Genomic DNA, 14,017 nt, shown 5'->3' with positions numbered 1-14,017 from the left:
TTTAGAAGGTAAAGTACAAGAATTCGCTGACTTGGTTGAAATAGAGCACCGAGAATACAAACAGGAACGCGATAAACGCGGCGTATTTGAGATTCGGGCGGAACCGCTGCTTCATTTCCATCGAGTTGCGTGCGAATACCGCGACGAAGAACGAGGCGGCAATGAGCAGCACCTGTCCCAGCAGCGTCATCGACACATGGATCTCGCCGATATTGAACATGCCGCGCAGCACTTTGACGGCGTCCTCGAAGGTTTTGGCGCGGAAGAAAATCCAGGTGAAATTGATGAACATGAAAGTGATGAACCAGGCGAACCAGCGCGGCAGCTTAACCCCGGTCTTTTGCCATAACCGCTGAATGACCTGGGCGGCTCCGTGCATCAGGCCCCAGATAATAAAGGTCCAGCCGGCGCCGTGCCAAAATCCGCCGATAACAAACGTAGCCACGAGATTGAAATAAGTGCGGAACTGGCCTTTGCGGTTCCCGCCCAGCGGGATGTAGATATAATCCTTCAGAAACCGGCTCAGCGTCATATGCCAGCGGGCCCAGAAGTCCTTGATGCTGACCGCTTTGTAAGGAGAGTTAAAGTTGACCGGCAGCTTGATATTGAACAGCAGGGCGATCCCGATAGCCATGTCGGAATAACCGCTGAAATCGAAATACAACTGCATCGTGTAGGCCAGCGAAGTGCTCCAGGCTTCCACGAAGCCTAAATGGGTCGAGACATCGAAGCCTTGCGTGGCGATCGGGGCCAGCGTGTCGGCGATGACCACCTTTTTGAACAGACCGATGCAAAAAATGAACAGCCCTCTGGCGACATTGCCCGGGATGATCCGCTTACTGCGGGTCCGGTCGAATTGCGGCATCATCTCTTTGTGATGGAGAATCGGACCGGCGATCAGGTGAGGATAAAAGGTAACGAACAGCACATAATTGACGATGCTGTACTCTTTGGCCGAACCGCGGTAGGCGTCGACCAGATAGGCGATTTGCGTAAACGTAAAGAAGCTGATCCCCAGCGGCAGAGCGAGATGCAGCAATTGCAACTGGGCGGAAAACAGTTCATTAACGTTCGTGATAAAGAAATCGGCATATTTATAGTAGCCGAGCAGAGCCACATCCCCGACGATCGCCGCGGCGAGCAGCAGCTTACGGGTAGATCGGGATTTATCGGCATGGCTGATCGCCCGCCCCATAATATAGTTGAAGGCGATCGAAGCAAGAATGAGCGGCAGCGATTTGATGCTCCACCAGGAATAGAAGAACAGAGAGGCCAAAGCCAGCCATAATTTGCCGGCAACGGGCTTGGTGAAGCGGTTCAGCAGAAAGTAGACGACAAATGTGACGGGCCAGAAAGCAAAAATGAATTCGTAAGAGTTAAACAGCAACCTTTGTACCCCGCTTTTGTTTAGAATAAAAATAGTATCCAAATAATATGATCATAACCCAGATGGCAATAATCGACAATGCTAAAATGCGTTCAGCTTCAAGGCGGAGAAAACGCAACAAATAGAGGCCGTTCTTCCGGTGCGGGAAGCGGCCTCTATCGTCGGTTCATGCCACTCTATTATTTTACGTTTACGGTCTTGTTATAGTTACTGATCTTGCCGGTAATCGCTTCGGCGGCGGCGTCCAGCGCCTGCTTTACCGGTTTGGAGCCGCCGAGCACTTCTTCGATCGCGCCTTCGACGATCTGCCGGGCTTCGGGGAATACGCCCATCACGGCGCCCTGGGTGGCCTGGCTCGGTTTGCTGGCGTGAAGCTGGTCGATTGCCGTTTGGAACTGCGGATACTTGTCGAGGTTCTCCTTTACGATTTGCTCGTCATAAGCCTGCTTGGTAATCGGGAAATATCCGGTCGAAATATGCCATTTCGCTTGAGTTTCCGGCTGCGCGAGAAATTTGATGAATTCCCAGGCGGCTTTTTGCTCGGCTTCCGGCTTGTTGTTCAAAATCCACAAGCTTGCCCCGCCAACCACTACGCCGCCTTCCGCTCCGTCCGGCTTCGGCAGAAAAGCGGTGCCGACCTCGAATTTGCCGGCCGCGCCGTCGACAATGCCGCGCAGGCTCGCCGTGGAGTCCAGCGTCATGCTGATCTGCCCAGCCAGGAACGCCTTTTTGGTGTCGTCGGTCTTCCGCCCCAGGTTGATGGCGGCCTTGCTGTCAACCATCTCTTTCCACCACTCCAGCGTCTGAATCCCGGCATCGCCGTTCACCAGCGAAGCATCGGCCGGGGCAGAGCGCCCGTTGCCGTTATTTACGTATTCCGCCCCTTGATTGGCGAAGAACTGCTCCATGAACCAGCCGTAGATGGCGAACGAGGCCGGGGTGCCTTTGGCCGCCAGTGTTTGCGCGGCCTGCTTCACTTCCCCGTAGGTTGCCGGAGCCTTGTCCGGGTCGAGCCCGGCGGCTTTAAACAGATCCTTATTGTAATAAAGGATCGGATTGGAAGTGTTGAACGGCATGGAATACTGTTTGCCGTCGAAAGTATAATAGCTGGCGATATTTTCTTCGAGCTGGCTGACATCATAGCCTTCCTGGTCGATAAAATCCTGTACCGGCGTGATGGCGCCGGAATCGATCATGAAGCGCGACCCGATTTCGTACACTTGAATCAGGGACGGGCCGCTCTTGGAATCCATGGAGGCCTTCATTTTATTCAAGCTTTCGTCGTATGTCCCCTGGTAGACGGCTTCCACCTCGATACCGTCTTGCGAAGCGTTGAAGTCGGCGACAAGCTGATCCGCGGCTTTGCCGAGCTCTCCGCCCATGGAATGCCACCAAATCACCTTCGTTTTCTCTGTCTTTTCTTCTTTCTTTCCGTCGGCGCCGCTTGTCGAACTTCCGGCCGCCGCCGACGGGCTGCCGTTTGCCGCCTCAGCGCCGCCGGCGGTGTTTGTATTGGCTCCGCTCCCACAGGCGGACGCAATCAATGAAACGAGCAGAAGCAATACGGCCACGGGCAAAAATGATTCTCTTCGCTTCCAATTTTTCATTTCGGATTCTTCTCTCCCTTGAAATAGCTTGAATATATATTTAAAACCGCCCCGGAGGACGGGGACTCTTAGCAGCGAAAACAGTGAAGGCTTAAGAAGGGAGAAACGCCTAACCCTTGACGGCACCTGCGGTCAGACCGCGAACAAGCTGCTTGAGGCCGAGAACGATCAGCAGCAGCGACGGCAGTAGCACCAGCGCGACACCGGCCAGGACGATATTCCAAGCGGTGAATTCTTCAAACTGCAGCATGCTGATGCCGATTTGGACGGTGCGCATTTGCGCGGTATTGGTGATGAGCAGCGGCCATAAGTACATATTCCAGGTATTCAGAAATACGTACACGGCCAGGGTCGCCAGGCCCGGCCGGGCGAGCGGCAGGGCGATGTGGAGGAAATAGCGCAGATGCCCGCAGCCGTCGATCCGGGCGGCCTCGAACAGCTCCCTGGGAAGCTGAAGGAAGAACTGGCGCAGCAGGAAGATGCCGAAGGCCGAGGCGAGGAAAGGGAACACGAGGCCGGGATAGGTATCCAGCCAGTTCCACGATTTGATCAGCAGAAAATTCGGGATCATGGTGACCTCCCAAGGGATCATCATCGTCGACAGGACGATCGCGAACCAGAGCGCTTTGCCGCGAAACGTGATGAAGGCGAAGGCGTATGCGGCCAAGCTGGCCGTGACGAGCTGTCCGGCCATCACAAGCGTCGAGACGAGGAAGCTGTTCAGAATGAAGCGGCCGACCGGAATGAGGGAGACGACCGCCTCAAGGCTGCCGAGATAAAGGCTGGAAGGAAATAGCCTTGGAGGATACATATTGGTCTCTTCCGGCGTCATAAAGACGGACAGGAAAGTATACAGCAGCGGATACAGGATAAACAGTGCGAGCAGGCACAGGATAAAGTATACGGCGCTTTTCCGCAGCGGCAGGGAGAGCGTCATTGATAATGCACCTTCTTTTCCACGAATATGAATTGGATCAGCGTCAATATCAGGATGAGCAAGAACAGGACGATGGCCATCGCGCTGCCGGTGCCGAATTGGTAGTTGACGAACGCTTCCTTATATATGGAATAGACAAGCACTTCGGTCGAGCCCGCTGGGCCGCCTTTGGTCAAAATATGCATTTGTCCGAACGCCTGAAAGGACCCGATGAGCGAAACGACGGTCAGAAAGAAAACGACCGGGGACAGCAGCGGCAGGATGATGCGAACGAAGGTGCGGATCGGACCAGCGCCGTCGATCTTGGCACTGTCGTACATCTCGTCGGAAATCCCCTGCAGCCCGCTCAGCAGTACAATGAAATTAAAGCCGGAGTTCATCCAGATCGTCATGACGGAAAGCGACAGGAGCGCCCATTTCGGATCGGTGAGCCACTGGATCGCGGGCAAGCCGGCGAGGTCGAGGAAATAGTTGAACATGCCGAGGGTGGGATGGAACAGCATCATCCAGATGACGGATGAGGTGCTGACAGAGAGTGCCAGCGGCAGCGAGAAAATAAATTGAAAGATGCGCATCCCTTTTAGCCGGGAATTCGCGAGCGCGGACATGACCAGGCCGAGTAGCAGCCCGCCGGGCACGGTGATCAAGGCGAATTTGCCGCTTACGGCAAGGCTGCTCCAGAATTGCGGAGAGGCCAGCAGCTGGCGGAAATTGTCCAATCCGACGTAGGCGGCGATCTGTCCCCGGGGGTCGGTCAGATAAAGGCTGAGGTAGAAGGAGCGAAGAAGCGGGTAAAGTAGAAACAAGCCGAAAAGTAGGATTGAAGGTGCGAGAAAAAGATAGGCTAACGCCGGTTCCTTGAGACGGGAGAGGCTGCGGCCTGTTTTGCGGGCCGCCCCGTAAGGCGAAGCGGAAATTCCGGAAGACGGGGCGTTTCGAACCGTGGTATTCAAAGGGATTCTCCTCCTTTTGGCTCGTTTCACATGTCTCCCCCAGTTTAAGGAAGGGGGATTAACCCGGCGTCAACTTGAAGTAAAACTATCGTAAAATTTCCCAAAGCTAGAAAAGTTTCGGATTACATCAAAAAATAAGCCCTGCCTTCCAGCAGGGCCCAAGAGAGAAAACATCTATATGAATATTAGGAGGAAACATAGCGTAAAATGCTTAGTTTTATTGAATCAGCACCGAAATGAGCATCGGCGCGACACCCAGGGTAAACAGAGCGGCCAGAATCATCGAGATGCTGGAAATCGTTCCGGTCAGCGAACTGAGTTCAAACGCTTTGGAGGTTCCGGTGCCGTGCGCGCTTGTACCGAACAGGACGCCGCGCGCGACCTCGCCGTCAATGCGGAACAGCTTCATCACGAGCGGCCCGAGCGTTGCGCCCAAGAGGCCGGTCAATATGACAAACACGGCGGTAATATTCGGCACTCCGCCGATCACCTGGGATACGCTCATGGCGATCGGGGTCGTGACGGAACGGGGGATCAAGCTGGTAACCAGCTTGGCATCCAAATGCATCCATTCCGCCAAAATGGCCGAGGATAACATGGCTACAACCGAGCCGGTCAGTACGCTGACAAAGATCTCTACGGCGTGTTTTTTCAGCACATCGTAATACTTGTATAAAGGAACCGCGAAGGCGATCGTGGCCGGCTGCAGCATGGCGCTGAGCCATTTGCCCCCGGGTTCGTAGGATTCATAAGGGACACCGATCCATATCAAGCCGAAAATCAGCACCAGCGGCGTGATCAGGAGCGGCGATAAATAGACGCGCGGCCGGATACGGTACAGCTGTTTGGCCAGGCAATATATAACGAGCGTAACAATAAGTGCGATTAGACCCTTAATCATGATGCCTTACGCTCCCTTCTTTTGGCGATGCGCGAGGCGACAAGCCCCGAGCTGACCATGACGATGACCGTGCTGGCGATGACGACGATCAAAATTTGCACGCCTTCCTGCTCCAGCAGAGGGATATATTTCATCACGCCGACAGCGGCGGGAATGAAGAACAACAGCAATTCCGCGAGCAGCCAATTGGCTCCCTGCTCAATCCATTTCAATTGGATGACATTCAGCTTCAGTAAAGCAAACAGGACGATAATGCCTAAAATCGAGCCCGGTATCGGCAGATGAAGCCGCTGCGCCAGGAAGTTCATAGCCAGGGAGATCAGAATCAGGATTCCGACCTGCAGAATGATTTTTCCGATAAGTTTGACGCTTCCCATCTGCAACCAGCTCCTTTCCGCAATCTTGTTACTGAAAATATTACATCATTTGCTTTCATGGGTAAAATGAATATACTGAATGAATAACATTCCGTTTATCTATGGAAAGATCATTAGAAAGGAACTGGATAGAAGTGGACATTCGCCAGATGCAATATCTTATCGAAGTCGCCCGCCTCAAAAGCTTTACCAAAGCCGCCGACGCTCTGTTTATCACGCAGCCGACGATCAGCAAGACGATCAAGAGTATGGAAGAAGAGCTGGGGGTAATCCTGTTCGACCGGATCGGCAAAAAGGTGGAGCTCACCGATGCGGGGCTTCTCATCGTGGCTCAGGCCCAGCAAATCGTAGCTTCCTTTCAAAATCTGACGGCGGAGCTGGACGATCTGCGCAACCTCAAAAAGGGCCACATCCGGATCGGTTTGCCGCCGATGGTTGGCTCAAGCTTTTTTCCGAAAGTTATCGGGCAATTCCATCAACGCTATCCCGAAATTACAATTCAATTGTTCGAGGACGGAGCCAAGAAGGTGGAAGCCGACGTGGTGGACGGGCTCCTCGAAGTCGGCGTCGCCGTGCTACCCACTCTTCAGGAGGGGCTGAGCAGTTTTCCATTCGTGGAGGAGAAGCTGAACCTCGTGGTACATCCGTCCCACCCGCTTGCGGAAAGGGAGCAGGTCGAGCTGCCCGAGCTGGCGCGGGATGATTTTGTCCTGTTTCGCCAGGACTTTACGCTGCATGACCGGATCATCGCCGAATGCGCCAAAGCGGGCTTTCAACCGCATATCATTTACGAGAGCTCGCAGTGGGACCTGATCAGCGAAATGGTTGCGGTCGGGCTCGGCATCACCTTGCTGCCGGAATCGATCTGCCGCGAGATCAGCGATAAGCGGGTGCGGATCATGCCCCTGGTCAACCCGGTGATTCCTTGGAAGCTGGGCATCATCTGGCGCGAGGACCGCTATTTATCATTTGCGACCCGCGAATGGATCCGGTTTACCCGGGAAGTATTTACTCCGTCCGAAGGTACCGATAATCCGGCTCATGGATCTCATGGCAAAAAAAGCCATCAATAATTCACATAATGGGTAAACTAACCATACATTCGCTTCTAGGCAGGTGTCTCCAGTTTTCATATAATATCATGATGTGGCTTAAATACTTTTACGCTGGGAGATAGTGTCTACATGAGTTTTTTCAGAAAAAAATCGATTACATCCATGCTTGAGGAAAAAACGGCCGCTGGCGAGGGGGGGTTGAAGAAAGAGCTTACCGCATTCGATTTGACGATGCTCGGCGTCGGCTGCGTGGTCGGCACCGGGATTTTTGTGTTGACCGGGGTGGCCGCCGCCCAGCATGCCGGCCCGGGTCTGATATTATCCTTCGTGCTGGCCGGCATCGTCTGCGCGTTTTGCGCGCTATGTTATGCGGAATTCGCCTCGATGGTCCCCGTATCGGGCAGCGCTTACACCTACAGCTACGCGACTTTCGGAGAAATTGTCGCCTGGGTGCTCGGCTGGGACCTGATCCTGGAATACGGCTTCGCCGCGTCGATGGTGGCGAGCGGCTGGTCCGGATATTTTCAGGGCCTGCTGTCCGGCTTCGGGCTAGATCTTCCCAAGGCGTTAAGCAGCGCCTTTAACCCGGCGGAGGGTACCTATTTGGATGTGCCCGCGGTTCTGATCGTGCTGCTGCTCACGTTTATCGTCTCGCGCGGAGCCAAGGAATCGACCCGGCTGAATTCGATCATGGTGATTCTCAAGGTTGCCGTGATCCTGTTGTTCATCGTGGTCGGGGTATTTTACGTTAAACCGTCCAACTGGACGCCGTTCATGCCGTTCGGCTTCAGCGGCGTTGTCACCGGCGCCGCCACGGCGTTTTTGGCTTATATCGGCTTTGATGTCGTCGCCACGGCGGCGGAAGAAGTCAAAAATCCGCAGAAGGATCTCCCCAGAGGGATCATCTGGTCGCTTGTCGTGTGCTCCTTGCTGTATGTTTTGGTGACCGCCGTTCTGACCGGTATCGTGCCTTACTATTTGCTCAACGTCAAAAACCCGGTCGCCTTCGCCCTGCAATTTATCCATCAGGACTGGGTGGCCGGCTTTATCTCGCTGGGCGCGATCGTCGGGATTACCACGGTCCTGTTTGTCCTGTTGTTCGGACAAACCCGGCTGTTTTACGCGATCGGCCGCGACGGGTTGCTCCCGGAGAAGCTGTCCCGGCTGCACCCGAAAACGGGCGCTCCTTCGGTAAGCACGTGGGTGACCGGAAGTGTGGTCGCCGTATTTGCGGGCCTCATCCCGCTGGACAGGCTGGCCGACCTGGTGAGCATCGGCACGCTGTTCGCGTTTATCTCCGTATCCATCGGGATCATTATTCTGCGGAAGACCCGTCCGGATTTGCAGCGGTCCTTCAAAGTGCCGCTCGTTCCGTGGATCCCGCTGATTGCGGTGCTGACCTGCGGCTACCTTCTGATCAGTTTGCCGGGAATCACCTGGATCGCTTTTCTGGTGTGGATGGCAATCGGCTTGATCGTTTACTTTACTTACAGCCACAAGCATAGCCATTTGTCGTAATCATGCATATTCCCGGAAAAAAAGGCCGAAATTAAGCTGAGCATGACCATATAATCCAAGAAGAAGGAGAGAACTTTTCTCATGAAGTTTGCCTTGATTCCTGGGCTGCTAGCTTGTTTCCTCCTGGGATCCGTACCGGCGGGAAGCGTCGGGGCTGCCGCAGGGGCGGCCGTGGAGACGGCTGCACCGGCCGAGACCGCTTCCGCCGATACGCCCTTCCATTTCGGTTTTAAGAAAAGCGTGAACGGGCAGCTTGCCTCCATTAATGAAGAAGGATTTAAGGACATCGTGGACAGGCACGGCGCGATTTTTCTCGGGGATACGACCCGCAAGGAGCTTTTTCTGACCTTTGATAACGGGTACGAGAACGGGTACACCGCGCCGATTCTGGACACGCTTAAGGCTAAGAAGGTTCCGGCGATCTTTTTTCTTACCGGACATTACGTAAAGGATCAGCCCGAGCTCGTGAAGCGGATGGCCGCGGAAGGGCACCTGATCGGCAACCATTCCTGGAGCCACCCGGATATGACGACGATTTCCGACGCCCGCATCAAGGAAGAACTGGAACGGGTCAAGCAAGCGGCCGCTCCCCTGACGGGGACCGACAGAATGCGTTATTTGCGTCCGCCGCGGGGAATTTTCAGCGAACGGGTCTTGATGGTGACCAAGGAGTTGGGATATACGAACGTATTCTGGTCCATTGCTTATAAGGACTGGGATGTGAACGACCAGAAGGGATCGGACTATGCGTACCGGAAGGTCGTTTCGCAGCTTCATCCCGGCGCGGTGATCCTGCTCCATTCCGTTTCCAAAGACAACGCCGCCGCTTTGGGCGCGATCATCGACGAAGCCCGGCGTCAAGGCTACGAATTCAGAAGCCTGGATGAGCTGGGACGCAAGGGTCCGGAAAGACCTAGGGATCAGGCCAAGCCGGAATCCGCTCCGAAAAAAGCACCATAGTTTAAGACCGCCTTTAATCGGTTGATAACCGGTAGGGCGGTCTTTTTTTATGTCACAAAATCGGTATCCGCTCCGCTTGACTTTGGATATTCCGGCTCCTATAATTAGGTTTACGAATAAATAGTATACCTAATTATTAAATTATTTAAATAATGGAGGGGATGGCGTGAATGTGGGCGAAGAACCCAAAGCCCGGCGATTGCTTGAGGTGTTTAGCCGCTTCAGAAAGCTGAGATGGCATCACGACGAAATAGTAGGATTTAAGCCAAGTGAAATCAGGGTGTTATTCTTTATACAAATGGGCTGCCTCAAGGAAGAACGCGGTATTCCCGTCTCGAAGATCAGCAGCAAGATGCATGTAACTTCGCCAACGGTAACTCCGCTCGTAAAAAGCTTGGAGTCACAGGGGCTGGTGGTCCGCAATCACGATCAGGAGGACAGGCGGGTCGTACGCGTCAAACTGACGGAAGAGGGGGAGAAGTTATGCAGGGATCTCAGAGCCTCTCAACAGCAGTCTTTTAAGGAATTAATGGAATATTTGGGTCCGGAGCGAATCGACCAGTTGGCCGACTTGCTTGAAATGGTGTTTCGATTCATGGAAGAGAAGCGCAAACAGGATGCGGGAGCATCGTCAAAAAGAGAAAGTGGAGATGATGGGGAATGATGAAGCTATTCCGGCATTTGAAGCCATACCGCTGGCTGGTTGCCGCCGTTTTGGTCCTGGTGTTTTTCCAGACCCTCTCCGAGCTGTATCTGCCGACGCTGATGGCGGATATCGTGGATACCGGTGTCGTCAAAGGGGATACGCCGTACATTTGGCGAATCGGCCTGTTCATGCTGCTGGTGGCGCTCGGCGGAATGATCTGCTCGATCGCGGCCAGCTATTTCTCGTCGCGGGCGGCGGCGGGCTTCGGCAAAACATTGAGAGCAAAGGTGTTCGGGCATGTGTCGAACTTCTCGCTCGAAGAATTCGACAAAATCGGCACCGCCTCGCTGATTACCCGGACGACCAATGACATCACCCAAATGCAGCAGGTTCTGATTATGATGCTGCGGATGATGGTGATGGCGCCGATGATGTGTATCGGCGGGATCATTATGGCGGTCTCGAAGGACGCCACCCTATCGCTGATCCTGGTCGTCATTATGCCGGTCCTGGCGCTGGCGATCTTCCTGATTGCGCGGAAGGGGATTCCGCTGTTCAAAGCGATTCAGAAGAAGATCGACAAGCTGAACCTCGTGATGCGCGAAGAATTGACCGGCATCCGGGTCATCCGCGCGTTCAACCGGATCGGTCACGAGAAGAAGCGCTTCGACGCGGCCAACTTCGATCTGACCGATACCTCGATCCGGGTCAACAAAATCATGGCGTTCATGATGCCGATCATGATGCTGGTAATGAATATTTCGTCCGTAGCGATTATCTGGTACGGCGGCCTGCGGATAGACGCCGGTCATATGCAGGTCGGCGACCTGATGGCGTTTTTGCAGTACGCGATGCAGATCATGTTCTCCCTGATCATGGTCTCGATGATGTTCGTGATGATCCCCCGCGCTTCGGCTTCGGCGGTGCGGATCAATGAAGTGCTGGATATGATTCCCGTCATCAAGGATAAGGAGACGGGCGGGGATAACGGCACCGCTTCACAACAGAGAGGATTCGTTGAATTCCGCAATGTATCGTTCAGCTATCCCGGCGCGGAGCAGCCGGCGATCCAGGACATCTCGTTCAGCGCCAAGCCGGGCGAGGTGACGGCGATTATCGGCGGCACGGGCTCGGGCAAATCGACGCTCATCAGCCTGATCCCGCGTTTCTATGACGTGGACGAAGGCAGCGTACTGGTCGACGGCGTCGATGTCAGAGACATGACGCAGGAAGAGCTGCGCGCCAAGATCGGCTTTGTGCCGCAGAAGGCGGTGCTGTTTACCGGAACTATCGCGGATAATATCCGCTACGGCAAAGAGGACGCCACCGATGAGGAGGTGCGGCACGCCGCCGCCATCGCCCAGGCGGCCGATTTTATCGGCGAGATGGAGCAAGGGTATGAATCCGAAATCGCCCAGGGCGGCACCAACGTCTCCGGCGGGCAGAAGCAGCGCCTGTCCATCGCCAGAGCGCTCGTCCGGGGAGCGGAAATCTATATTTTCGACGACAGCTTCTCGGCGCTAGATTTCAAGACCGATGCCAAGTTGCGCGCCGCGTTGAAGGGCGAAACTTCCGAATCGACCGTACTGATCGTGGCCCAGCGGGTCAGCACGGTGCTTGATGCGGACCGGATTATCGTCATGAACGAAAGCAGGATCGCCGGAATCGGCACGCACCGTGAATTGATGGAAACCTGCGACGTATACCGGGAAATCGTGTATTCGCAGCTTTCGGAGGAGGAGATCGCATGAGCCAGGAGCAAACAAGAAGAGGCCCGGGCCGTCCCGGCGGCCGGCGCGGCGGACACGGCGGCGGTCCGCGCATGGGCATGCCGGTCGAGAAGGCCAGAGACTTCAAGGGCACGCTGAAGCGCTTGATCCGTTATCTCCGTCCTCATAAATACCAGTTGGGCGCCGTGCTGATCATGGCTATTTTGAGTACCGTATTCAGCATTCTCAGCCCGAAAGTCATGGGTAAGGCGACGACCAAGCTGTTCGAAGGCATTATGGGCAAAATACAGCATATCCCGGGAGCGGAAATCGATTTTCATTATGTATGGCAGATCATTATGATTTTGATCGGGCTGTATGTACTGAGTTCCATTTTCAGTTACTTCCAGCAGTATTTGATGGCCGGCGTCGCGCAGAAGACGGTTTACGATTTGCGGCGCGATGTGAACGACAAGCTGTCGAGACTGCCGCTGAAATATTTCGACGCCCGGACGCACGGGGAAATTTTGAGCCGGGTGACCAACGACGTGGACAACATCAGCTCGACGCTGCAGCAGAGTTTGACGCAGCTGATCACGTCGGTGCTCACGATTATCGGCGTGCTCGTCATGATGCTGTCGATCAGCCCGCTCATGACGCTGATCGCCGTGCTGACTTTACCGGTCAGCGTGGTTGCGATCATGTCCATCGCCAAACGCTCGCAGAAGCAATTTATGCGTCAACAGAAAGAATTGGGCCAATTGAACGGCCACGTGGAAGAGATGTATACCGGCCACAAAATCGTCAAGGTGTTCGGCCGGGAGCAGCGTTCTCTGGAACAATTCGACGACATTAACGGGCGCTTGTACGAAGCGGGCTGGAAAGCCCAATTCATCTCAGGCGTGATCATGCCGATCATGAGCTTCATCGGCAATATCGGCTATGTGCTCGTGTCGGTCGTCGGCGGGGTGCTCGTGACGAAGCGAAGCATCGAAATCGGGGACGTTCAAGCGTTCATCCAATACGCCAGACAGTTTACCCAGCCGATCACGCAAACGGCAAATATCGCGAACATTATTCAATCGACCGTCGCTTCGGCGGAGCGCGTCTTCGAGATCCTCGACGAGGAAGAAGAAGTGCCGGAAGCCTCGAAACCGGCGGTGCTTGCGGAGCCTAAAGGCAATGTGGTGTTCGATCACGTGAAATTCGGGTATGATCCGCAGCAGGTCTTGATCGAGGATATGAATATCCGCGTTTCGCAAGGCCAAACGATCGCGATCGTCGGGCCGACCGGCGCGGGCAAAACGACGCTGATCAATCTGCTGATGCGGTTCTATGAGGTTAACGAAGGGGCGATCACCGTCGACGGCGTCAATATTACCGATCTGAAGCGCGGCGATCTGCGCAGCATGTTCGGGATGGTGCTGCAGGATACATGGCTGTTCAACGGCACGATCCGCGAGAATATCGCTTACGGGCGGGAAGGAGCGACCGAAGAGGAAGTCATTCAAGCCGCGAAGACAGCGCATGCCGACCACTTTATCCGCACGCTGCCGGGCGGCTATGATACGGTTCTTAATGAAGAAGCGTCGAATATTTCCCAGGGTCAGAAGCAACTGCTGACGATCGCCCGCGCCATTCTCGCCGATCCGGCGATTCTGATCCTCGATGAGGCGACAAGCAGCGTCGATACCCGGACCGAGGTATATATCCAGAAAGCGATGAACGAGCTGATGAAAGGCAGAACGAGCTTTGTCATTGCGCACCGGTTGTCCACGATCCGCGATGCCGATCTCATTCTGGTCATGAATCACGGTTCGGTCATTGAACAGGGCAACCATGAAGAACTGCTTGCGCAGGGCGGATTCTATGCCGACCTGTACAACAGCCAGTTTTCCAAGGGCGGCGGCTTCGACCAGGAGGCGGGTTAAACCGCCTTTCTCTTTAGGGCCGTAACTTAGCCGGAG

At 54.7% G+C, this 14,017-nt stretch carries 12 protein-coding genes; 6 read left to right on the top strand and 6 right to left on the bottom strand.

Annotation, left to right across the window (positions count from 1 at the left end):
* Nucleotide 1: 1 nt before the first annotated feature.
* The 6 genes from V3851_RS20785 to V3851_RS20760 form a co-directional block, all read right to left on the bottom strand.
* On the bottom strand, nt 2–1,387 hold the full coding sequence (locus V3851_RS20785; protein WP_331848481.1) for an MBOAT family O-acyltransferase: 1,386 nt from the start codon (nt 1,385–1,387) through the stop codon (nt 2–4).
* Nucleotides 1,388–1,566: 179 nt separating this feature from the next.
* Nucleotides 1,567–2,994 (bottom strand): ABC transporter substrate-binding protein, encoded by a 1,428-nt coding sequence (locus tag V3851_RS20780; RefSeq protein ID WP_331848480.1) that lies wholly within the window; start codon nt 2,992–2,994, stop codon nt 1,567–1,569.
* 109 nt (nt 2,995–3,103) lie between these two features.
* Nucleotides 3,104–3,931 (bottom strand): carbohydrate ABC transporter permease, encoded by an 828-nt coding sequence (locus V3851_RS20775; RefSeq protein ID WP_331848479.1) that lies wholly within the window; start codon nt 3,929–3,931, stop codon nt 3,104–3,106.
* Entirely contained in the window at nt 3,928–4,884 is a 957-nt protein-coding gene (locus V3851_RS20770; RefSeq protein ID WP_414859338.1) for a carbohydrate ABC transporter permease, read from the bottom strand. Before V3851_RS20770 ends, V3851_RS20775 begins: the two co-directional genes overlap by 4 nt.
* A 217-nt stretch (nt 4,885–5,101) precedes the next feature.
* On the bottom strand, nt 5,102–5,782 hold the full coding sequence (locus V3851_RS20765) for a CidB/LrgB family autolysis modulator (RefSeq protein WP_414859339.1): 681 nt from the start codon (nt 5,780–5,782) through the stop codon (nt 5,102–5,104).
* A complete protein-coding gene (locus tag V3851_RS20760; RefSeq protein ID WP_331848477.1) occupies nt 5,782–6,162 on the bottom strand; it encodes a CidA/LrgA family protein in 381 nt (126 codons plus the stop codon). The genes V3851_RS20765 and V3851_RS20760 overlap by 1 nt, the downstream gene beginning before the upstream one ends.
* Before the next feature lie 134 nt (nt 6,163–6,296).
* On the opposite strand from V3851_RS20760, the gene cidR reads away from it, so the two are divergent.
* From cidR to V3851_RS20730, 6 genes are all read left to right on the top strand, one after another.
* Entirely contained in the window at nt 6,297–7,235 is a 939-nt protein-coding gene (gene cidR / locus V3851_RS20755) for a cidABC operon transcriptional activator CidR (RefSeq protein ID WP_331848476.1), read from the top strand.
* A 111-nt stretch (nt 7,236–7,346) separates the two neighbouring features.
* Nucleotides 7,347–8,735, top strand: coding sequence for an amino acid permease (locus tag V3851_RS20750; RefSeq protein ID WP_331848475.1), 1,389 nt, complete (start codon nt 7,347–7,349; stop codon nt 8,733–8,735).
* Between the two features lie 81 nt (nt 8,736–8,816).
* On the top strand, nt 8,817–9,695 hold the full coding sequence (pdaA, locus tag V3851_RS20745; protein ID WP_331848474.1) for a delta-lactam-biosynthetic de-N-acetylase: 879 nt from the start codon (nt 8,817–8,819) through the stop codon (nt 9,693–9,695).
* 166 nt (nt 9,696–9,861) lie between these two features.
* Nucleotides 9,862–10,359, top strand: a complete 498-nt coding sequence (locus tag V3851_RS20740) for a MarR family winged helix-turn-helix transcriptional regulator (RefSeq protein WP_331848473.1) — start codon at nt 9,862–9,864, stop codon at nt 10,357–10,359.
* On the top strand, nt 10,356–12,092 hold the full coding sequence (locus V3851_RS20735; protein WP_331848472.1) for an ABC transporter ATP-binding protein: 1,737 nt from the start codon (nt 10,356–10,358) through the stop codon (nt 12,090–12,092). The genes V3851_RS20740 and V3851_RS20735 overlap by 4 nt, the downstream gene beginning before the upstream one ends.
* Nucleotides 12,089–13,981, top strand: coding sequence for an ABC transporter ATP-binding protein (locus V3851_RS20730; protein WP_331848471.1), 1,893 nt, complete (start codon nt 12,089–12,091; stop codon nt 13,979–13,981). Before V3851_RS20735 ends, V3851_RS20730 begins: the two co-directional genes overlap by 4 nt.
* Nucleotides 13,982–14,017: the final 36 nt, after the last annotated feature.

The sequence above is a fragment of the Paenibacillus haidiansis genome, from assembly GCF_036553665.1.
GTDB lineage: Bacteria > Bacillota > Bacilli > Paenibacillales > Paenibacillaceae > Fontibacillus > Fontibacillus haidiansis.
Note: the sequence above shows the minus strand (reverse complement) of the source record. Positions and strands in the feature narration are given on the sequence as shown.